This is a genomic window from Mycetocola sp. (assembly GCF_025464835.1).
Lineage (GTDB): Bacteria > Actinomycetota > Actinomycetes > Actinomycetales > Microbacteriaceae > Mycetocola_A.
This window is the reverse complement of the sequence record NZ_JAODMP010000029.1, coordinates 26,525-47,589: the sequence shown is the minus strand read 5'-3', so window position 1 is coordinate 47,589 and position 21,065 is coordinate 26,525. Positions and strand designations below refer to the sequence as shown.

The following is a 21,065-nucleotide window of genomic DNA, read 5'->3' as shown; positions in this document are numbered from 1 at the left end:
TCCGGCAACTCAGAGTCGTGCGGCGCTTCGCAGGTCCGAGACCTTGTCGAGCCGTTCCCAGGTGAAGTCGGGCAACTCCCGGCCGAAATGCCCGTACGCGGCGGTGGCGGCGTAGATCGGTCGCTTCAGATCGAGGTCACGGACGATGGCTGCCGGCCGCAGATCGAAGACCTCACGGATGGCGTCGACGATCGTCTCCTCTGACACCTTCGCGGTACCGAAGGTCTCCACATACAACCCGACCGGTGCGGCCTTGCCGATCGCATAGGCGACCTGCACTTCGAGCTTGTCGGCGAAGCCCGCTGCGACCGCGTTCTTGGCCACCCAGCGCATCGCGTAGGCGGCCGAGCGGTCGACTTTCGATGGATCCTTGCCGCTGAACGCTCCGCCGCCGTGGCGGGCGGCTCCGCCGTAGGTGTCGATGATGATCTTGCGGCCGGTGAGCCCCGCGTCGCCGGCAGGGCCTCCGATGACGAAACGACCGGTGGGGTTGATCAGGAAGTTCACGTTGGATGTGTCGAGGTCCACACCGTCGAGGACCGGGCGGATGACGAGCTCCTCGATGTCTGCGCGCAACCGGTCGAGGGCGATCCCGTCCTCGTGCTGGGTGGAGAGTACAACGGTTTCGACGCTGCGCGGCGTGATTCCGTCGTAACCGATCGTCGCCTGAGTTTTGCCGTCAGGACGGAGGTAACCGAGTTCGCCTGACTTGCGCACGGCGGAGAGCCGTTCAGCGAGACGGTGTGCGATCCAGCCGGGCACCGGCATGAGCTGCGGGGTCTCGGTCGTCGCGAAGCCGAACATGATCCCCTGGTCTCCCGCACCCTGGTGATCGAGCGTGTCGGAGCTGGCCAGTTCACGGGATTCGAAGGCGTCATCGACTCCCTGTGCGATGTCAGGGGACTGCTGCCCGATCGAGACGGAGACGCCGCAGGAGGCGCCGTCGAAGCCGACGTCGGAGTGGTTGTAGCCGATCGAGGTGACGAGCTCGCGGATCAGTGCCGGAATCTCGACGTATGCCTCGGTTGTGACCTCACCGGCAACGTGCACGAGACCGGTGGTGACGAGGGTTTCGACGGCAACGCGGCTGTCCGGGTCCTGTTCGAGCATGGCATCCAGGATGCTGTCTGAGATCTGGTCGCAGACTTTGTCCGGGTGCCCTTCAGTGACGGATTCCGAGGTAAACAGGCGCAGATGCGTCATACCAACTCCATAAGGTACGGGGCGAAAACAAGGGTTCGGGAGGGCTTCCCGCAGTTCAGTGTCGCTTCGACCACTGACATCCTGCGGCTGTGAGAGCCTTTCCCACTATATCGCCGCGACGGTGGGAGCCCGGCGCGCGCGGTGGTCAGGCCACCGGTGCAGGTACGTGACCGGTCACGGCGTCGAGGATCCGATCGGCGACCTCCAATTTGCTGCCGGATGCTTCCAAGGCGAGCTTTCCGCCCCTCGCGAGCACGACGACCGTGTTGGTGTCGAGTGCGAAGCCCTCGTTCCAGCCGACCCGGTTGACCACGAGGAAGTCGCATCCCTTGCGCTCGAGCTTCGCCCGGCCGAGCGCGAGCAGCTCGTCCTCTGCGGGCGCCGTCTCAGCGGCGAAGCCGACGATGACCTGGTCCGGCCGGGCGGATGCTGCGAGCCCAGCCAGGATGTCGGGGTTCTGCACGAGTCGAAGGGTGAGTTCGTTCCCGGTGTCCCCCTTCTTGATTTTGGTGTCACGAACCTCGGCCGGCCGGTAGTCGGAGACAGCGGCAGCCATGATGATGATGTCTGCCGCGCCGGCGGCATCCGTCACGGCGTGCTGGAGCTCAGTGGCGCTCGGCGCGGAAACCAGGGTGACCCCGTCTGGCGGGGTCACGTCGAGGTGGGAGGCGATGAGGGTCACCGAGGCGCCGCGGCGAACCGCCGCGGTCGCGAGAGCGACACCCTGTTTGCCACTGGAGCGGTTGCCGAGGAACCGGACCGGGTCGAGCGCTTCGCGGGTTCCGCCTGCCGTGATCACGATGCGGGTACCGGTGAGGTCCCCGGCAGGTCTCACGGCGGCGAGAGCTGCCTGCACGATCGTCTCGGGTTCTTCCATCCGGCCTGGCCCGGAGTCTGTGCCGGTGAGCTGGCCGCTCGCCGGTCCGACGACCGTGACCCCGCGGGAGCGCAGGGTGGCGATGTTGGCCTGGGTGGCCGGGTTCTGCCACATCTCGGTGTGCATCGCTGGAGCGATCACCACCGGAGCGGTGCTGGCGAGCACCGTGTTGCCCAGCAGGTCGTCGGCGAGGCCTGAGGCGAGACGGGCGATCGTGTTCGCCGTCGCCGGGGCGATGACGATGAGATCAGCGGCCTGGCCGATGGCGACGTGGCGTACTTCAGCGACACCTTCGTAGAGTTCGGTGTGCACCGGGTTGCGTGAAATTGCTTCGAGGGTCGGCCTGCCGACGAATCGGAGCGCACCCTGGGTGGCGACCACCTGGACCCGATGCCCCGCGAGAACGAAAGAACGGATGACACCGACCGCTTTGTATGCGGCGATGCCACCCGTTATGCCGACAACGACATTCAGAGAACCTGTCATCGGGGTGACGATGTGTTACTCGACGATGGGACGCAGGACGAGCTTGTCCTCGTTGATTTCGTGGAGTGCGACGGAGAGCGGCTTGTCTTCGACGTGTGAGTCGACGAGCGGGCCGACGTTGTCGAAGAGGCTGCCTTCGTGCAGGTCGGAGTAGTAGTCGTTGATCTGGCGGGCACGCTTGGAAGCGAAGATCACCAGAGCGTACTTGGAGTCGACCTTGGAAAGCAGGTCGTCGATGGGCGGGTCAATGATTCCCTTGGGCTTTTCAGCCATAACTGAAGTCACACTCCTCGTGTGTTGCGGATTGAAGAAACAGAGGTCTGTCGGCGGCGCGAGTCACGCCTTGAGGGCAGCTGACGGGCCGCGAGTCTGCATCAAGTCTACGACCTCCCGGGCCGCTTCGGCCACGGTGCGGTTCACGACCCGGTAATCGAACTCGTTTTGGGCCGCCAATTCGTGCTTCGCGGTGCTGAGACGGCGTTCGCGTTCCTCGGCGCCTTCGGTCCCCCGGCCGACCAGACGGCGGACGAGTTCGTCCCAGCTCGGCGGCAGGAGGAAGACAAGAGTCGCCTCCGGCATGGCCTCACGCACCTGCCGTGCGCCCTGGATGTCGATCTCGAGCAAAACGCTGTTGCCGTGGCTGAGCGCCCTCTCGATCGGAGCGCGTGGTGTGCCGTAACGGTAGGCGTTGTGGACCGTCGCGTGCTCGAGCAGCTCGTGATCGGCGATGAGCCTGTCGAATTCCTGGTCGTCGACGAAGAAGTAGTTCACACCTTCGACCTCTCCCGGCCGGGGGGCTCGGGTCGTCGCTGAAACCGACAGCAGCACGTCCGGGTAATTCTCACGGATGTGCGTGGCCACCGTCCCCTTGCCGACAGCTGTTGGGCCGGCGAGAACGACGAGGCGGCTCTTTCGCCTGCCGCGGTTCCGAGCCTCCCGATCGATGATGAAGGTGCGCAGGCGGACACGCTGGTTGTGGCCGAGACCGCCGATCCGTTTGGAAGGAGAGATCCCCAGGTCCTCGAGGATGCGGGCAAGCTTCGTCCGGCCGATGGCCGGGACGCTCAGCAGGAAGTCCGTGACCCGCATGCGGCCTGCGACGCCCTCCGGGTTCTCCAGCCCGTCGTCCAGGACGGACAGCGCGGTAACCGAGCCGTCCGCGATGGCGTTTTTCAGGGCCGCACGGGCGCGGCGGGCTTCGACGGCGGCGCGTGAGGCCGCGACGCGGTCAACCTCTGGTGGTGTTCGGTCGGTCGGTTCAGCCACTGGCGAGCCTCACCTCTTCTGCTCGGGCGGCGATGGCCTGGCGGATGCCACCAGGACCTGCCGCAAGGAGTGCACGGGACTCGGAGACGATCACGCCGTCGGCGAGGTCCCCGTAGATGGTTTTCAGTTCTGAGACGGATGCGCCCTGGTGGCCGAATCCCGGTGCCAACACCGGTGGCGCCGGGATGGGGACACTGCCGAGTTCGAAACCGGAGAGGTCGAGGGTCGCCCCGAGGACCACGCCGACGTTGCCGAGCAGCCCGGTCGTGTGCGCTGTATTCCACGTGGTCACCTCGTCGAGGATACTCCGCGCCACGGTCTGGCCGGAGGCCAGTTTCGCCTTCTGACCGGCGATCCCCTCCGGGTTCGAGGTGGCGGCGAGAACGAAGACGCCCTTCCCGTTGCTCTCGGCCAGCGCGAACGGGCCCGACAGCGCGCCGACCCCCTGGAACGGGTTCAGCGTGACCGCATCCGACTCAAGGGGTGATCCGCCGCCAAGCCAGGTCTCCCCGTAGGCGTCGACGCTGGAACCGACGTCGCCGCGTTTGGCGTCTGCGATCACGAGGATGCCGCGGTCACGCGCGTCCCGGATCACCTGTTCGAGCGCGTCGAAACCGCGGGAACCGAAGCGTTCGAAGAAGGCCACCTGGGGTTTGACGATGCCGGCGAGCCCGGCGGCGGCGTCGACGACGCGCAACCCGAACTCCCGCGCGCCCGCTGCGTTGTCCGGAAGGTTCCACTCCGACAGGAGCCAGGCGTGCGGGTCGATGCCGACACACAGCCTGCCCTGGCCGGCGAAAACGCCGGCCAGGCGATTGGCGAAACCGAGCGTCATGCGCGCAGCGCCCGGTCCTCGGCGTACTCCTGGAGTGAGCGGACCTCGAAGCCGTTGCGCACCGCTTCGATCGAGGCGACCGCCGCAGTGAGCTCAGCGATGGTGGTGAACAGTGGCTTGTCTTCGGCAACGGCGGCGGCTCGGATCTCGTACCCGTCTGCCCGGCCGCTGCGGCCGGACGGGGTGTTGATGACGATGTCGACCTCGTGGCGGTTGATCAGCTCGACGATCGACGGTTCGCCCAGCTCGGACTCGTCCCCTTCGCTGAACTTGCGGACGGTCCGCGCTGAGATGCCGTTGCGGTTGAGGATCTCTGCTGTACCCACCGTGGCGAGGATCTCGTAACCGAACTCCTGGAGACGGAGGATCGGCAGGACGATGGAACGCTTGTCGCGGTCGGAGACCGAGACGAATACGGAACCGGTGAGGGGGATGCCGCCGTACGCCGCCGTCTGGCTCTTGGCGAAGGCGCGTGGGAAGTTCTTGTCGATTCCCATGACCTCACCGGTCGACCGCATCTCCGGGCCGAGGATGGAGTCGACGATCCGGCCGTCCTTCGTCCGGAAACGCTTGAACGGCAGAACGGCTTCCTTCACGGAGACCGGGGAGTCCATCGGGACGCGTGACCCGTCGACCGGGGGCAGCAGACCGGACTCCTTGAGTTCGGCGATGGTCGCGCCGGTCATCACGAGCGAGGCGGCCTTCGCCAGCGGGATACCGAGCGCCTTGGAGACGAACGGCACGGTGCGGGACGCCCTCGGGTTCGCTTCAAGCACGTAGAGGATCCCTGCACCGATGGCGAACTGAACGTTGAGCAGCCCCTGCACGCCGATGCCCTTCGCGATGGCGAGCGTCGCGTCGCGTACCTGGTCGATCTGGGTACGGCCGAGAGAGATCGGGGGCAGGGTGCAGCTCGAGTCGCCGGAGTGGATGCCGGCCTCTTCGATGTGCTCCATCACGCCGCCGATGTACAGTTCGGTTCCGTCGTAGAGTGCGTCGACGTCGATTTCGATGGCGTCGTCGAGGAACCGGTCCACCAGCAGCGGATGCTGGGGGCCGATGATGCCCTGATCATCCATCCGGAGGAAGTAGTCCCGGAGGGATGCACTGTCGTAGACGATCTCCATTCCGCGGCCGCCGAGCACGAAGCTGGGCCGGACGAGTACGGGGTAGCCGATGTCTTCTGCGATCGTGACGGCGCCGTTCACTTCGGTTGCCGTGCCGTTCTTCGGGGCGAGCAGCCCGGCGTTGTCGAGGATCGTCGAGAATTCGCCGCGCTCCTCAGCGGAGTTGATCGCCTCCGGTGTGGTTCCCAGGATCGGGATGCCTGCGGCCTTGAGTCCGGCGGCGAGACCAAGGGCGGTCTGCCCGCCGAGCTGCACGACGACGCCGACGAGCTCGCCGGCGGCGCTCTCGGCGTGGATCACCTCAAGGACGTCCTCGAGGGTCAGCGGTTCGAAGTAGAGCCGGTCGCTGGTGTCGTAGTCCGTCGAGACGGTCTCCGGGTTGCAGTTGATCATGATCGTCTCGAACCCGGCGTCGCGCAGTGCAAACGAGGCGTGGACGCAGGAGTAGTCGAATTCGATTCCCTGGCCGATCCGGTTCGGCCCTGAGCCGAGGATGACGACCTTGCGGCGGTCGGACGGGGTGACCTCCGTCTCCTGGTCGTAGCTGGAGTAGTGGTACGGCGTGAGCGCAGGGAACTCCCCCGCGCAGGTGTCGACGGTCTTGAACACGGGGCGCACGTCGAGGATGTGGCGGACCTCACGTACTTCGGCCTCGCCGAATCCGCGGAGCTGTCCGATCTGCACGTCGGAGAAGCCGTGGTTCTTCGCGGTGGTGAGCACGTCGGTGTCGAGCCTGGCGGCATCCCGGATGTAATCGGCGACCTCGTTGATCAACACGATCTGGTCGAGGAACCATGGATCGATCTTCGTGGCCTCGAACAGCTGCTCGGGAGTCGCGCCGAGGCGCAGGGCCTGCTGCACGACGACGATCCGGCCGTCGGTCGGGACGGCGGCAACCTTGAGGAGTTCTTCGACCGAGCGGTTCTCCTCACCCCAGTGGAAGCTCGAGCCGCGTTTCTCGAGTGATCGCAGCGCCTTCTGCAGCGCCGTCGCGAAGTTCCGGCCGATGGCCATCGCCTCGCCGACGGACTTCATGGTGGTGGTGAGCGTGGCATCCGCAGCGGGGAACTTCTCGAAGGCGAACCGCGGAACCTTGACGACGACGTAGTCGAGCGTCGGCTCGAAGCTTGCCGGCGTCACCTTCGTGATGTCGTTCGGGATCTCGTCGAGGTGGTAGCCGATCGCGAGCTTGGCGGCGATCTTCGCGATCGGGAATCCCGTCGCCTTCGACGCCAGGGCGCTCGATCGTGACACCCGCGGGTTCATTTCGATGACGATGATGCGGCCGTCCGCCGGGTCGATGGCGAACTGGATGTTGCAGCCGCCGGTGTCGACGCCGACGGCGCGGATGATGTCGATGCCGATGTCGCGGAGCTTCTGGTACTCGCGGTCGGTGAGGGTGAGAGCCGGGGCGACGGTGATCGAATCACCGGTGTGCACGCCGACCGGGTCGACGTTCTCGATGGAGCAGACGACGACGGTGTTGTCGGCCGTGTCGCGCATGAGCTCGAGCTCGTATTCCTTCCAGCCGAGGATCGACTCCTCGAGCAGGACCTCGGTGGTCGGGCTCTGGTGCAGGCCGTCGGTGACCATGCGCACGAGTTCGTCGCGGGTGTAGGCGAAGCCTGAACCGAGTCCGCCCATGGTGAACGACGGCCGGATGACGAGGGGGTAGCCGAGGTCCTCGGCGAAACCGACGGCTTCATCGACGGTGTGCGCGATGTACGACTTGGCGACGTCAGCGCCGCACTCGAGAACGAGGTCCTTGAAGATCTGGCGGTCTTCACCCTTGTTGATCGCCTCGAAGTTCGCGCCGATCAGTTCGACATCGTACTTCTCCAGGATGCCGTGCTCGTGCAGCTGGATCGCTGCGTTCAGTGCCGTCTGGCCGCCGAGAGTGGGCAGGATGGCATCCGGCTTCTCCTTCGCGATGATGGTCTCGAGGACTTCCCAGGTGATCGGTTCGATGTATGTGGCGTCGGCGAAGTCGGGATCGGTCATGATCGTGGCCGGGTTCGAGTTCACGAGGATGACGCGGACGCCCTCTTCACGGAGAACACGGCATGCCTGGGTGCCTGAGTAGTCGAATTCGGCCGCCTGGCCGATGACGATCGGACCTGAGCCGATGACAAGGACGCTGGAAATATCGTCGCGCTTTGGCATTAGTTGTTGTCTCCTGCTGTGTTGGACCGGTTCGAGATGACAAGGTCACGGAAACGGTCGAAGAGGTGGTTGGCGTCGTTCGGCCCTGCGGCCGCCTCCGGGTGGTACTGCACGCTGAACGCGGGAATGTCGAGGCAGGCGAGTCCTTCGACGACCTGGTCGTTGAGGCTGTAGTGGCTGACGGTGACGCGGCCGAAGCCCTCTGGCGACTGGTGCTCGCCTTCGATCGGCAGGTCGACGGCGAAACCGTGGTTCTGTGAGGTGATCTCGACCTTGCCTGTCGCCTTCTCCAGTACCGGCTGGTTGATGCCGCGGTGCCCGAACGGCAACTTGTATGTGCCGAAGCCGAGGGCGCGGCCGAGGAGCTGGTTGCCGAAGCAGATACCGAAGTACGGGACGTCGGCCCGCATCACCTCACGGAGCAGGGTGACGTGGTCATCGGATGCTGCAGGGTCGCCGGGTCCGTTGGAGAAGAACAGCGCGTCCGGGTTGAGCGAGAGCACGTGCTCCGCTGTCACGTTCTGCGGCAGCACGAGCACGTCGAAGCCCCGTTCGGACAGGTAGTTCACCGTCGACTTCTTGATGCCGAGGTCGAGAACGGCAACGCGACCGACCCGTTCACCCTGCGCCGGTACTTCGTACGGGTCGATCGTGGAGACGTCGTGGGAGAGGTTCATGCCGGTCATCGGCGCGCCCTGGCGCACCTGATCCAGCTGGTCCCCCTCGGAGAGCTCGAAGAACTCGCCCGAGAAGATTCCGGCGCGCATGGCGCCCTTGTCGCGGATGTGCCGGGTTACGGCGCGGGTGTCGATGTTGCTGATGCCGACGACGCTGCTCGTGCTCAGATCGTTGTCGAGGCTGTCCTCGGCCCGGAAGTTGGAGACGACACGAGACGGGTCACGCACGACGAAACCGGCGACCCAGATCTGCTTCGACTCCATGTCCTCCTGGTTGACGCCGGTGTTACCGATGTGCGGTGCGGTCATCAGGACGATCTGCCCGGCGTACGACGGGTCGGTGAGTGTCTCCTGGTACCCGGTCATCCCGGTCGCGAACACGGCCTCGCCGAGGGTCTTGCCGGTGGCGCCGTAGGCGCGGCCGACGTAGCGGCTTCCGTCCTCGAGGACGAGGACGGCTGGTGTCGCCGAACCGAAAGGTGAGCTGCTCATTATTTCTCGCTCTCAGTGGAGGTCGTGGAATCCGTGAACGCTGGGCGGGCCGGCGCGGGGATCAGGGTCGAAAGGGTGGAAAGGACGCGGCTGTGCTGTGGCGGGTCGATCACGCGGAGGTAGCTGTCGACATCCGTCTCGTCCGAGCGCCACGCGAGGGCGATCAGCCCGTCGGACTCGACCACGCGGTCGATGGTCCAGGTTGCCGGTTGCGCAGACCGGAGCTGGGCAGACGCGAGGAAGATCGGGTCCTGGCCGGGGACGGTGAGGACGACACCCTCCTCGGCGAGGGTGAGCTCACCACGGGCGCGGAACGCGAGCCCGCGGATGGCGAGCCGTTCGAGCGGCTGCCCGGCTTTCGTGGTCGCGACATAGAGCACGTCGGTCGTGAGGATCGGGTGGATGCCGTCTGCGGGGAGCGGCTGCCCTGCGGCGACGCCGGCATCACGACGTGACCGGGCGCGCCAGGCGAGCCACATGCCGAGGAGCAGGAGGGCGAGGAACGCGAGGACGAGAGCAGCGGGGATCAGGCGTTCAGACACGGGCGGCCATCCTCTGTTCGGCGGATCCGGCGACTTCGTCTGCCGGGCGGAGTTGCCCGTCGAGGACGGTCGCGAAACCCGAGTGGAAGGTCGCGATCACTCGGCCGGGTAGCGTCCGACCGAGGTACGGGGAGTTCACGCCTTTCCCGGCGAGGTCGGCCGTGCCGAAGGCGCGGCTGGCCGACGGGTCGTACACGGTCACGTGCCCGGGAGCTCCGACGACGAGACCCTGCCCGTGGCTGGTGATCCGTCCGATTCGCGCGGGCTCGGAGGAGAGCACGCGGGCGACGTCGGTCCAGTTCAGCTGGCCGGTCTGCACAACGGATGCGTGGACGACGCTGAGTGCGGACTCGAGGCCGACCATCCCGTTCGCTGCGGCATCCCACTCGCAGTCCTTGTTCTCCACCGGGTGGGGTGCATGATCGGTGGCGACGATGTCGATGGTGCCGTCGGCCAGCGCTTCACGGAGCGCGAGCACGTCCTCCCGGCGGCGGAGCGGCGGGTTGACCTTGTAGCGGGCGTCGAAACTGCGGACGAGTTCCTCGTCGAGAAGCAGGTGGTGCGGCGTGACCTCGGCGGTGACGCGGATTCCGCGAGCTTTCGCCCAGCGCAGCACGTCGACGGACCCGGCCGTGGAAACGTGGCAGATGTGCAGGCTCGAGCCGACATGTTCGGCGAGGAGGACATCGCGGGCGATGATCGACTCCTCGGCGACCGCCGGCCAGCCGGTCAGGCCGAGCTCACCGGAGACGGCGCCCTCGTTCATCTGGGCCCCAACAGTGAGCCGTGGCTCCTGGGCGTGCTGGGCGATGACGCCGTCGAAGGATTTCACGTATTCGAGCGCGCGGCGCATGAGTACCGGGTCCCAGACGCAGGCGCCGTCGTCGGAGAACACCCGAACCCGGGCGCGCGATGACGCCATCGCGCCGAGCTCGGCGAGCTGTTCACCGGCGAGGCCGACGGTCACGGCGCCGATCGGCTGCACGGTCGCGTAGCCCGCCTGCTCCCCCAGGGAGAGTTCCTGCTCGACGACCCCTGCGGTGTCGGCGACCGGCGAGGTGTTCGCCATGGCGAAGACGGCCGTGAAGCCGCCGGCCGCTGCGGCCTGGGTGCCGGTGAGCACCGTCTCGCTCTGCTCGTAGCCGGGCTCGCGGAGGTGCGTGTGCAGGTCGACGAGGCCGGGGAGTGCGACGAGGCCGTCTGCGTCGATCCGCTGGGCGCCCGCAGCGGAGAGCCCGGTGCCGAGCTCGGCGAGCACGCCGTCCCTGAGCACAATGTCGGTTCGTGTTCCGTCTGGTAAAGCGGCGCCGGAAATCAGGTAGGTGTTGGTCATTTCTCAGTTCTCCCGATCGCCGGAAAGCAGCAGGTACAGTGCGGCCATCCGCACGGAAACCCCGTTGGTGACCTGTTCACGCACGGTGGACATGGGTGAGTCGGCGGCAGCAGCGGAGATTTCGAGGCCCCGGTTCATTGGCCCGGGGTGCATGACAATGGTAGTCGGATCCAACCTGTGCAGCCGCCCGTCGTCGAGTCCCCAGCGTCTCGAATACTCGCGGCTGTTGGGGAAGAAGGCGTCACGCATCCGTTCGCCCTGGATCCGGAGCATCATCACGACATCCGGGCCCGCAGCGAGTGCCTCGTCGAGGTCGTAGCTGATGGTCACCGGCCAGGCCCGGGTATCGACGGGGACGAGCGTTGGCGGCGCGACGAGGGTGACGGTGGCACCGAGTGTCGTCAGCAGCCACACGTTGGACCGGGCGACCCGGGAGTGCAGGATGTCGCCGACGATGGTGACGGACAGTCCGTCGAGGTTTCTGCCGCGGGAGGCGATTCCGTGCACCCGTTTGCGGATGGTGAACGCGTCGAGCAGCGCCTGCGTCGGGTGCTCGTGCGTTCCGTCGCCGGCGTTGAGGATGCCGGCGTCGATCCAGCCGCTCGTCGCCAGGGTCTGGGGGGCGCCGGATGCGGGGTGACGGATGACGACGGCGTCGGCGCCCATCGCCTGCAGAGTCTGCGCTGTGTCCTTGAGGCTCTCGCCCTTCGAGACGCTTGATCCTTTGGCGCTGAAGTTGATGACGTCCGCTGACAGGCGCTTGGAGGCGGCTTCGAACGAGATCCTCGTGCGGGTGGAGTCCTCGAAGAAGAGGTTGACGACGGTCTTGCCGCGCAGCGTTGGCAGCTTCTTGACTTCACGCTGCTGGGTGTCAGCCATGTCTTCTGCGACGTCGAGCAGCCGTACCGCTGATTCCTGGTCGAGGTCACGGGTGGATAGCAGGTGACGCATCAGCTGGCCGCCGAATCGATCGAGACCAGGTCGGCGCCGTCGAGTTCCGCGAGCCGCACGTTGATGCGCTCGGTCTGTGCACTCGGGAGGTTCTTGCCGACGTAGTCCGGGCGGATGGGGAGTTCCCGATGGCCCCGATCGACAAGCGCTGCGAGGCGCACGGCGCGGGGGCGGCCGATGTCGTTGATCGCGTCGAGGGCGGCCCGGATGGTGCGACCCGAGTAGAGCACGTCATCGACGAGGATCACGGTCTTGCCGTCGATGCCGGATGCGGGGATGCGTGTGGGCGCCGGTGTCCGGGTCGGATGCTTCGCCAGGTCATCCCGGTACATGGTCACGTCGAGCGACCCGGCTTCCATCGGCGTGCCGGTGATCTCGGAGATGATGCCTGCGATGCGGTCGGCGAGGAGCACGCCGCGGGTCGGTATTCCGAGGAGGACGAGGTCGTCTGCGCCTCGGTTGGACTCCAGGATCTCGTGTGAGATCCGGGTCAGCGCTCGGGCGATGTCAGCCTGCTGAAGTACGACGCGCGCACTCATATGCTGACTCCCTTCTCCGTCTCTCTGGACGGCTTTAAAGGTTGTCGGGTTCCTCCACCTTACCAGCCGGTTCGGGCGTTCCTGGTGCGGTGCGCACAACTCCGTCTGGGCGGCGGTGGCGGCGGGGGTTGTCCGCGGATCTTCGGATGCGCGCGGTGCGGGGTGCTGCGGTGTGGCGGAGTTGTGCGCGGAAGACCGGGAGGGAACGGCGGGAAGGACTTCCGCGCGCTCGGCGTTACAGGTGGGTGTGACTCCCGACTCCCCCACCCCAACGCCGATCGACGCGGACGTCGTCGTGATCGGGGCCGGGCAGGCGGGGCTTTCAGCCGCGTATCACCTGCAGCGGCGCGGATTCACCCCCGCCGGGAACGACGTGACGACGGATGCACGCCGCTACGTCGTCCTGGACGCGGAGGACGGACCGGGCGGCGCCTGGCGACACCGCTGGAAGAGCCTGGTGATGGCGACGGTGAACGGGATCAGCGACCTTCCCGGCATCCCGAAACCGGACGTCGACCCGACCCAGCCGAGTTCGGAGTTCCTGACCGGGTACTTCGACCGCTACGAGCGCGAACTCGGCCTCGCCATCGTGCGGCCGGTCCGGGCGACCGGTGTTCGTCGCGAGAACGAGGATCCGGACGGGCGCCTGCGTGTAGAGACGGATGCCGGCAGCTGGTCGGCGCGCGCCGTGATCAACGCCACCGGCACCTGGACCCGCCCGTTCTGGCCGCTCTATCCGGGCCAGTCGAGCTTCCGTGGGCGCCAGCTTCACGTTGCCGACTATGTGTCGAAAGAGGAATTCGCCGGCAGGCACGTCGTCGTGGTCGGCGGCGGTATCTCGGCTGTGCAGCTGCTGGATGAGATTTCGGTGGTGGCGACGACGACCTGGTTCACCCGGCGCGAACCGGTCTGGCGTGAGGCGGAGTTCGACAGCGCAGCCGGCTCCGACGCCGTCGCCCTCGTCGAGGAAAGGGTCAGGCAGGGCCTTCCGCCGCAGAGCGTCGTGTCGGTCACCGGGTTGATCTGGACACCCGCGCTGCGCGCAGCGGCGTCACGCGGTGTGCTGGAGCGGCATCCGATGTTCGCCTCGATCGAACCCGGGGGCGTCCGCCTCGCCGACGGCTCCTTCCAGCGGGCGGATGTGATTCTCTGGGCCACCGGGTTCCGCGCAGCACTCGATCACCTCTCCCCGCTGCATCTGCGCCAGCCGGGTGGAGGCATCGTGATGGACGGCACGGCCGTGGCGTCCGATCGTCGTGTGCACCTCGTCGGGTACGGCCCGTCGTCGTCGACGATCGGCGCGAACCGGGCAGGCCGGGCGGCGGTCACCGGCATCGTGAAGCTGCTCGACCGCACGCCGGTCAGCCAGCCGATTTGAGGCTGCGGTCGAGCAGGCGCGGTGTATTCGCCGCGCTCGGCCACGCGAACGCCGGCTCGCGGTAGTGGGCCGTCAACAGCAGAACGCCCACCCGATCACAACGGATGCGATGGGCGGGCGTTCAGAGGCAGCGACTAGCCGTTTGCCTGCGCGATCTTACCGAGCAGTCCGTTGACGAAACCGGCCGAATCGTCGGTCGACAGGGTCTTGGCTGATTCAACCGCTTCGTCGATCGCGACGGCGGCGGGGATCTCGTCGTTGAAGAGTACCTCCCACACGCCGATCCGGAGGATCGCGCGGTCGACGGCGGGCATCCGGGCGAGCGTCCAGCCCTGGGCGTACGTCTCGATCTGTTCGTCGATCTCTTCGGCATTGTCGATGATGCCGTCGACGATGTCGCGGGCGTAGAGCCAGGACGCTTCACGCTGCGGTTCGCTCGCCGCGCGCCGCGCCTCGACGGTCAGGGCATCGCGCAGGGGCATCTCACGAAGATCGGCACCATAGAGAATGTCGAGAGCCCTTTTACGGGCTTTGCTGCGGGCGCTCACTAGTCGTTGACGCGGCCCATGTAATCACCGGTACGCGTGTCGACCTTGACCTTGGTTCCCTGCTCGAGGAACAGCGGGACCTGGATCTCGTAGCCGGTCTCAACCGTCGCGGGCTTGGTGCCCCCGGTTGAGCGGTCGCCCTGGAGGCCAGGCTCGGTGTAGGTGATCTCCAGAGTGACGGATGCCGGCAACTCAACGTACAGCGGGTTGCCGTTGTTGAGCGCGATAGTGACAGCCTGGTTTTCGAGCATGAAGTTCGCTGCGTCGCCGACGATGGTGCCCGGGACGGTGAGCTGGTCGTAGTCGGCGACGTCCATGAAGACGAACGACTCACCGTCCTGGTACAGGTAGGTGAAGTCGCGACGGTCGACGTTCTCGATGTCGATCTTCGTGCCGGCGTTGTAGGTCCGGTCGACGGTCTTGCCCGAGACGACGTTCTTCAGCTTGGTGCGGACGAAGGCGCCGCCCTTGCCTGGCTTGACGTGCTGGAATTCGATGACGTTCCAGAGCTGGCCGTCGATGTTGAGGACGATTCCGTTTCGGATGTCGGCGGTAGATGCCATGAAGAGGGGGTTCCATTTCAGTGGGAAGAGGTTCGGCCCGACGGGGCCGTCTGGGAAAGTTTACCTGCCGGGCGACCCGGCGCCAAAGACGCCGCAGGCCGGGAAGCCCGGAGACGCTCAGCCGGTGCGGGTGACAGCCGTCAACGCGAGCCGGTAGGAGTCGAATCCGAAGCCGGCGATGACACCGGTCGCGACAGCGGAGATGACGCTCGTGTGCCTGAACGTTTCGCGCGTGTGCGGGTTGGTGATGTGGACCTCGACCAACGGCAGGCCGGCCCTGGATACCAGTGCAGCGGCATCGCGGAGGGCGTAGCTGTAGTGCGTGAACGCGGCGGGGTTCAGGATGACCGGCCATCCGGAGTCCACGGCCTCGTAGAGCCAGCCGATCAGTTCCGCCTCATCGTTGGTCTGCCGCAGGTCGATCGTGACGCCGTCAGGCGCGTCCGACTCCAGCAGTGCACGCAGGTCGGCAAGGTTGCCACTGCCGTACACGTCCGGCTCCCGCGAGCCCAGCCGGCCGAGGTTGGGTCCGTTGAGGACGAGAACCGTTGTCATGAACCGATCTCCTGGTAGGCGGCGAACAGCAACGCTGTTTCAGGGCCGGCGAGTACCGTCGGCTTGGCGAGGTCGTCGAGCACGATGAAGCGAAGCATCCCAGCCCGGGCTTTCTTGTCGCGCTGCATCGTCGCGAGGAGGGTGTTCCAGCGGCCGACCGGGTACTCAGTCGGCAGGTTGAGTGAATCGAGGATGCTCCGGTGCCGGTCGGCGACCGCGTCCGGCAGCCGCCCAGCGAGACGGGACAGCTCGGCGGCGAACATCATGCCGACTGCGACGGCGGCGCCGTGGCGCCACTGATACCGCTCGGCGTGTTCGATCGCGTGGCCGAGGGTGTGGCCGTAGTTGAGGATCTCGCGGACGCCGCCCTCCTTGAAATCTTCGCTGACGACGCGCGCCTTGAGCGCGATGGAGAGCTCGACGACACGCCGGAAGGCCTCGCTGGCGGGATCGGTGACGACGTCGACGTCTGCCTCGATGAGATCGAGGATCTCCGGTTCAGCGATGAAACCGCACTTCACGATCTCGGCGAAACCGGCGAGGATCTCGTTCCTCGGCAGGGTGTCGAGCAGATCGAGGTCGACGAGGACTCCGGCCGGGGCGTAGAACGATCCGACGAGGTTCTTGCCCTCGTTGGTGTTGATGCCGGTCTTGCCGCCGATGGCTGCGTCCACCATTCCGGCGACCGAGGTCGGCACCTGCACAAGCCGGACTCCGCGCAGGAAGGTGGCAGCGACGAATCCTGCGACGTCGGTGGTCGCTCCCCCGCCGAACCCGAGAACCGCGTCTGTGCGGGTGAAGTCCGCCTGTCCCATGATTTGCCAGCAGAACGCGGCGACCTCCACCCGTTTACCGGTTTCGGCATCCGGGATCTCGGCGAGCAGCACCTGGTACCGGTCGGCGAGACTTTCCCGGAGCTGTTCGGCTTTCGCACCGAGCGTCGGCGGGTGAACGAGGAGGATCTTCGCGACGCCGTCTCCCAGCATCCCGGGGAGACGATCGAGGATGCCGCGGCCCACCTCGACGCTGTACGCGTCGGTCCCTGTGACCTCTATCGTGGTGATCTCGCTCATGCGCGTCCTCTCGCCCAGTCGGCAATTCGTTCGGCGATGCGCTCGATCGGCTCGCTCGATGTGTCGACACTGATCGTCGCCAGCCGCTCATAAATCGGGCGGCGTTCGTCGTAGATGCGCTGCCAGTCCCCTGTGCCGTTCTTCAGCAGCGGCCGTTTGTCGGTGCGGATGCGTGCGGCGACCGCGTTTGCGGTGACGGTGAGCAGGACGACGGTGTGGCCGGCGAGGTCTCGCTGGGTGTCTGGGTGGAGCACCGCTCCCCCGCCGAGCGAGACCACGGCGGGCTCCGCCAGCGCAGCGGTGACCGCGTCTCGTTCCATCTCGCGGAACGCCGGCTCGCCGCGGTCGGCGAAGATGTCGGTGATCGCCCCGTGGTCGGCAACGATGCGTTTGTCGGTGTCGATGAACGGAACGTCGAGCGAACGCGCGACACGGCGGCCCACCTTCGTTTTGCCGGCGCCCATCGGTCCGATCAGGACGAGGGGCAGCGGGAGCCCTTGGCCGCTCACGGGAGCTCTGTCGTTGATTCCGTTGCCGTCTTCAGCCCAGCCGGGATCGCGGCGAGATACGAGTCGAGGTTGCGTTTGGTTTCTTCGACGGCGTCTCCACCGAATTTCTCGAGAACGCTGTTCGCGAGGACGAGGGCGACCATGGCCTCAGCCACGACACCGGCTGCAGGGACGGCGCAGACGTCCGAGCGCTGGTGGTGGGCGCCTGCGGCCTCGCCGGTAGCGACGTCGACGGTGCGCAACGAGTGAGGGACGGTTGCGATCGGTTTCATGCCTGCACGGACGCGCAGGACGGTTCCGGTGCTCATTCCACCCTCGGTTCCGCCGGCTTTGTCACTGGAACGGACGATCTCGTCGTCGATGGTGAAGAGCTCGTCATGTGCGGCGGAGCCACGGCGGGTCGTTGTGAGGAATCCGTCTCCGACCTCGACACCCTTGATGGCCTGGATACCCATGAGCGCCTGAGCGAGCTGACCGTCGAGGCGGCGGTCCCAATGAACGTGCGATCCGAGGCCGGGCGGCAACCCGTAGGCGAGGACCTCGACGACGCCGCCGAGTGTGTCTCCGTCCTTCTTGGCAGCGTCGACTTCGGCGACCATGAGCTGGGAGGTGGCCGGGTCGAAACAGCGCAGCGGGTCGGCGTCGAGCCGGTCGACGTCGGCGGGGGTCGGCAGCGTGCTGTTCTCGGGGACCCGGACCGGGCCGATGGAGAGCGTGTGGCTGACGAGCGTGATGCCCAGTTCGGCGAGGAAGCCGCGGGCGATTGCGCCGAGCGCAACCCGCGCCGCGGTCTCGCGTGCACTGGCGCGTTCGAGGATGGGTCGGGCTTCATCGAAGTTGTACTTCTGCATTCCGACGAGGTCAGCGTGCCCGGGGCGTGGGCGGGTCAACGGCGCGCTGCGACCGCGGGACTTCTCGGTCTCCTCGACCGGTTCCGGGTTCATCACCTCGACCCACTTGGGCCACTCGGTGTTCCCGATGCGCACCGCGACCGGGCTGCCCAGGCTGAAGCCGTGGCGGACACCGCCAGAGATGTTCAGCTCGTCCTGCTCGAACTTCATCCGCGATCCGCGCCCGTAGCCGAGCTTCCGGCGGGCGAGGTCGGCGCGAATGGCGTCGAGTGAGACGGGGACGCCGGCGGGTAGACCCTCGACGATTGCAATGAGTTCCGGGCCGTGAGACTCTCCGGCTGTGAGCCAACGAAGCATGGCTCTATCCTTTCACAGTAGCCAGCCCCGCTCGGACGGCTCGGACGGCAGAGGCGGTCAGGAACTCGGGACGCCGCGAGCGTCCAGCCCGGCGGATGCCAGCATGGCGGCGAGCACATCCTCCTCGGCCTCAAGCGGCTGGAAGGGGTCGTTGAACGCGAATATCCGCACCTGCACGAGGGCCTGCTGCACGAGCATCGACAACCCGTTCGCGACCGGGCTGCCGGCATCCGCCCACATCGCCGCGAGCTTGCTCGGCCATGGCTCGTATGCGACGTCGAGCAGCGCGGCACGGGAACGCACCGACGCGGGGTAACTGACCGGTGGCAGCGGCCCACCCGGCAGTGTGCTGATCACCAGTTGCGGCTGCTGGAGGCGTGCGGCGTCCTCGAATGGGACCAGCTCGACGGTGAGGCCGGCTCGACGGCCGAGTGCGATCAGCGGCTCGGACTTTCCCGGCGACCTGGCGAGGATCGACACGGAAATGGCGCCGAGCTCTGCTGCGGCGACCACGGCGCTGGCAGCCGTCGCTCCCCCGCCGAGGATGTGCACGTGAGGGGCTTCGGTCACACCGATGGCCCCAAGCGCCCGCGTGATGCCTGCGACGTCGGTGTTGTAGCCGAACAGGGCGCGATCTGCGCCTGTGCCGACGAATCGGAGCGTATTGACGGCGCCGGTGAGCTCCGCCATCGCGTCGCGGGTGCCGGCGAGATCGTACGCGACCTGCTTCAGCGGCATGGTCAGCGACAGCCCCCGCCAGGCGTCGTCGAGGTCGTTCACGACCCTTGGCAGGTCCGCAGCGACCACGTCGCGGGACCCGTACTCCCAGTCGAGGCCGAGCAGCCGATACGCCGTGCGGTGCAGGACCGGCGATTTGGAGTGTGCGATCGGAGAGCCGAAAACGGCGAGGCGGTCGACCATCAGCAGCCCTTGTCCGGGTTCGCCTTGCACCAGTCCCTCAACTGCTTCACCGCGGCGCCGTGTTCGGCGACCGTGTTGGTGAACACCGTTTCACCGGTCTCAAGGTTGACGGTGACGAAGAACAGCCAGGTGCCCTCGGCCGGCGCCATGGCCGCTGCGATGGCGGTGTCCCCTGGGCTCGCTATCGGGCCGATGGGCAGACCGGTGTGCACGTAGGTGTTCCACGGATTGTCGGACTCGAGTGCTTCCTTCGTCGACCAGACCGTTCCGGGTTCGGCATTCTCCCCGTACTGGGCCGTCGAGTCCATCTCGAGCTTCATGTTCGCGGCGAGACGGTTGGTGATCACACGGCTGACCTTGTAGAAGTCGTCGTCGAGGCGTGCCTCGCGCTGGATGATCGAGGCGATGGTGAGGATGCGTTCACGATCGTCGACAGGAACGGCGGCCTTGTCGAGCGAGGTGATCGTGCGGTCGACGAGCACCTTGATGACGTCCTGCGCGCTGAGGTCGGGGTCGAACGTGTAGAGGGCGGGGAACAGCCAGCCTTCGATCGACGGTGCGGTCGCGGGGATCCCGTAGACGGTCGGGTCGGCTACTGCAGCCTGCAGCTCCTCGAGCGGGATCTCCGTTCCGGCAGAGAGTTCGGCCAGGATCTCGGCGCCGGTGATGCCCTCCCGCAGGAGCACTGTTCGCTCGATCTTGTTGGCGGGGTCGAGCAGGGCGTCGAGCGCTGACTGTGCACTCATCTTTTTCGCGAGTTTGTACACACCGGGGTGGAAGACCGGTTCAGAACTCCGGGTGAGCAGCAGCTCGTAGAAGGCGTCGGTGGTCTTCGTGACTCCCCTGTTCTTCAGGGTGCGGGCGATGTCGATCCCGGTGTCGCCAGCCGAGATCCAGACCGTGGCTTCGCCGCTGCCTGAGCCCTCGTAGTCGATCGGTTCCTGCCAGTTCATCACCTTCCGGATCTGCGGTTCGAAGGTATTCCAGACGTAGAGCCCTCCGCCGCCGATACCGCCGATCAGGACCAGTACGACGAGTGCTGCAATCCAGCCGGTCTTCCTGCGTTTCTCACGTGGCGGGTAGTCGGATGCCGCCACCGCACGCCGCGCGGACCGGTCAACGGCCGACGTCTCAGCGGGCTGCTCCGGGGCGTCCGGATCGGTTTGGGCGCTCGGTTCCGGCGATGCGTCTGCACGGGCACGCTCAGCTTGCTCGCGGGCTTCGCGTCGCGACATCGGCGCGGCAGCGGTGGCTGGTTCCTGCGCGGCTGGAGCGTTCGCTCCGTCGTCGTCTGATCCGAAAATGGCGTCGAACGCGTCGTCGCGCGGCGTCTGTTCAGTCACGTCCTAGGGTCCTTCGTTCGTGCCGACTAGCGAGCCGGGGGGCACAGCGCTGCCCCGCTCAGCGTCCAGGGCATGTTGCAAGATTATGACGGCGGCGACCTGGTCGACAATTCCGCGTGACCCCTTTTGGCGTTTGCCTGAGGTCCGCAGCGCGGAGTGCGCGGACACCGTCGACAGTCGTTCGTCGACGAGGCGGACCGGGATGCCGGATGCTGTCGCCAGCGCCGTCGCGAATGTCACGGCGTCGTCGGTGGAGGCGGTGTGCCCACCCGAGAGAGCGAGTGGCAGCCCGACGACGATTTCTATCGGGTCCAGCTCTTCGGTGATCTGCAGGATGCGCCGGATGTCAGCGTCGCCGGTGGCCGCACGGGGAACCGTCTCGATCGGGGTTGCCAGCATGGCGTGCGCATCCGACCTGGCGACACCGATTCGCGCCTTGCCGACATCGATGCCGACCCGGACGCCACTGCGGATCA

General features: G+C 66.6%; 21 protein-coding genes. 1 reads left to right on the top strand and 20 read right to left on the bottom strand.

The window, feature by feature from the left end:
* Nucleotides 1–9: 9 nt before the first annotated feature.
* From metK to pyrR, 11 genes are all read right to left on the bottom strand, one after another.
* Nucleotides 10–1,203 carry a methionine adenosyltransferase gene (metK, locus tag JWP90_RS04060; RefSeq protein ID WP_297360007.1) on the bottom strand — a complete coding sequence of 398 codons (1,194 nt, stop codon included), beginning with the start codon at nucleotides 1,201–1,203 and terminating at the stop codon, nucleotides 10–12.
* Nucleotides 1,204–1,348: 145 nt separating this feature from the next.
* Nucleotides 1,349–2,566 carry a bifunctional phosphopantothenoylcysteine decarboxylase/phosphopantothenate--cysteine ligase CoaBC gene (gene coaBC, locus JWP90_RS04055; protein WP_297360004.1) on the bottom strand — a complete coding sequence of 406 codons (1,218 nt, stop codon included), beginning with the start codon at nucleotides 2,564–2,566 and terminating at the stop codon, nucleotides 1,349–1,351.
* A gap of 15 nt (nucleotides 2,567–2,581) precedes the next feature.
* Nucleotides 2,582–2,839 (bottom strand): DNA-directed RNA polymerase subunit omega, encoded by a 258-nt coding sequence (gene rpoZ / locus JWP90_RS04050; RefSeq protein WP_090712805.1) that lies wholly within the window; start codon nucleotides 2,837–2,839, stop codon nucleotides 2,582–2,584.
* Between the two features lie 63 nt (nucleotides 2,840–2,902).
* Nucleotides 2,903–3,832, bottom strand: a complete 930-nt coding sequence (gene gmk / locus JWP90_RS04045; protein ID WP_297359998.1) for a guanylate kinase — start codon at nucleotides 3,830–3,832, stop codon at nucleotides 2,903–2,905.
* Entirely contained in the window at nucleotides 3,825–4,667 is an 843-nt protein-coding gene (gene pyrF, locus JWP90_RS04040; protein ID WP_297359995.1) for an orotidine-5'-phosphate decarboxylase, read from the bottom strand. Before pyrF ends, gmk begins: the two co-directional genes overlap by 8 nt.
* Nucleotides 4,664–7,957: a carbamoyl-phosphate synthase large subunit gene (gene carB, locus JWP90_RS04035; protein WP_297359992.1), complete on the bottom strand. Its 3,294-nt coding sequence runs from the start codon at nucleotides 7,955–7,957 to the stop codon at nucleotides 4,664–4,666. The genes pyrF and carB overlap by 4 nt, the downstream gene beginning before the upstream one ends.
* Nucleotides 7,957–9,126, bottom strand: a complete 1,170-nt coding sequence (gene carA / locus JWP90_RS04030) for a glutamine-hydrolyzing carbamoyl-phosphate synthase small subunit (RefSeq protein WP_297359989.1) — start codon at nucleotides 9,124–9,126, stop codon at nucleotides 7,957–7,959. The genes carB and carA overlap by 1 nt, the downstream gene beginning before the upstream one ends.
* Nucleotides 9,126–9,668 carry a hypothetical protein gene (locus JWP90_RS04025; protein WP_297359986.1) on the bottom strand — a complete coding sequence of 181 codons (543 nt, stop codon included), beginning with the start codon at nucleotides 9,666–9,668 and terminating at the stop codon, nucleotides 9,126–9,128. Before JWP90_RS04025 ends, carA begins: the two co-directional genes overlap by 1 nt.
* On the bottom strand, nucleotides 9,661–11,001 hold the full coding sequence (locus JWP90_RS04020; protein WP_297359983.1) for a dihydroorotase: 1,341 nt from the start codon (nucleotides 10,999–11,001) through the stop codon (nucleotides 9,661–9,663). The genes JWP90_RS04025 and JWP90_RS04020 overlap by 8 nt, the downstream gene beginning before the upstream one ends.
* A 3-nt stretch (nucleotides 11,002–11,004) precedes the next feature.
* A complete protein-coding gene (locus JWP90_RS04015) occupies nucleotides 11,005–11,952 on the bottom strand; it encodes an aspartate carbamoyltransferase catalytic subunit (RefSeq protein ID WP_297359980.1) in 948 nt (315 codons plus the stop codon).
* Complete coding sequence (pyrR, locus tag JWP90_RS04010; protein ID WP_297359977.1) at nucleotides 11,952–12,491, bottom strand: bifunctional pyr operon transcriptional regulator/uracil phosphoribosyltransferase PyrR; 540 nt, start codon at nucleotides 12,489–12,491, stop codon at nucleotides 11,952–11,954. Before pyrR ends, JWP90_RS04015 begins: the two co-directional genes overlap by 1 nt.
* A gap of 247 nt (nucleotides 12,492–12,738) precedes the next feature.
* Between pyrR and JWP90_RS04005 the strand changes: the two genes are divergently transcribed.
* Nucleotides 12,739–13,869: an NAD(P)-binding domain-containing protein gene (locus tag JWP90_RS04005; RefSeq protein WP_297359974.1), complete on the top strand. Its 1,131-nt coding sequence runs from the start codon at nucleotides 12,739–12,741 to the stop codon at nucleotides 13,867–13,869.
* A 134-nt stretch (nucleotides 13,870–14,003) separates the two neighbouring features.
* Here the strand turns inward: JWP90_RS04005 and nusB are convergent, their stop codons facing one another.
* From nusB to ruvX, 9 genes are all read right to left on the bottom strand, one after another.
* Nucleotides 14,004–14,417: a transcription antitermination factor NusB gene (gene nusB, locus JWP90_RS04000; protein WP_297359971.1), complete on the bottom strand. Its 414-nt coding sequence runs from the start codon at nucleotides 14,415–14,417 to the stop codon at nucleotides 14,004–14,006.
* Nucleotides 14,417–14,980 (bottom strand): elongation factor P, encoded by a 564-nt coding sequence (gene efp / locus JWP90_RS03995; RefSeq protein ID WP_297359968.1) that lies wholly within the window; start codon nucleotides 14,978–14,980, stop codon nucleotides 14,417–14,419. The genes nusB and efp overlap by 1 nt, the downstream gene beginning before the upstream one ends.
* A gap of 117 nt (nucleotides 14,981–15,097) precedes the next feature.
* A complete protein-coding gene (locus JWP90_RS03990; RefSeq protein ID WP_297359964.1) occupies nucleotides 15,098–15,535 on the bottom strand; it encodes a type II 3-dehydroquinate dehydratase in 438 nt (145 codons plus the stop codon).
* Nucleotides 15,532–16,608 (bottom strand): 3-dehydroquinate synthase, encoded by a 1,077-nt coding sequence (gene aroB, locus JWP90_RS03985; protein WP_297359961.1) that lies wholly within the window; start codon nucleotides 16,606–16,608, stop codon nucleotides 15,532–15,534. Before aroB ends, JWP90_RS03990 begins: the two co-directional genes overlap by 4 nt.
* On the bottom strand, nucleotides 16,605–17,117 hold the full coding sequence (locus tag JWP90_RS03980) for a shikimate kinase (protein ID WP_367182665.1): 513 nt from the start codon (nucleotides 17,115–17,117) through the stop codon (nucleotides 16,605–16,607). Before JWP90_RS03980 ends, aroB begins: the two co-directional genes overlap by 4 nt.
* Nucleotides 17,114–18,325, bottom strand: a complete 1,212-nt coding sequence (gene aroC, locus JWP90_RS03975) for a chorismate synthase (protein WP_297359958.1) — start codon at nucleotides 18,323–18,325, stop codon at nucleotides 17,114–17,116. Before aroC ends, JWP90_RS03980 begins: the two co-directional genes overlap by 4 nt.
* A 57-nt stretch (nucleotides 18,326–18,382) precedes the next feature.
* Nucleotides 18,383–19,246 carry a shikimate dehydrogenase gene (locus JWP90_RS03970; protein ID WP_297359955.1) on the bottom strand — a complete coding sequence of 288 codons (864 nt, stop codon included), beginning with the start codon at nucleotides 19,244–19,246 and terminating at the stop codon, nucleotides 18,383–18,385.
* Nucleotides 19,246–20,589, bottom strand: a complete 1,344-nt coding sequence (gene mltG, locus JWP90_RS03965) for an endolytic transglycosylase MltG (protein WP_297359952.1) — start codon at nucleotides 20,587–20,589, stop codon at nucleotides 19,246–19,248. Before mltG ends, JWP90_RS03970 begins: the two co-directional genes overlap by 1 nt.
* A 3-nt stretch (nucleotides 20,590–20,592) precedes the next feature.
* Entirely contained in the window at nucleotides 20,593–21,063 is a 471-nt protein-coding gene (gene ruvX / locus JWP90_RS03960; RefSeq protein ID WP_297360086.1) for a Holliday junction resolvase RuvX, read from the bottom strand.
* Nucleotides 21,064–21,065 lie beyond the last annotated feature (2 nt).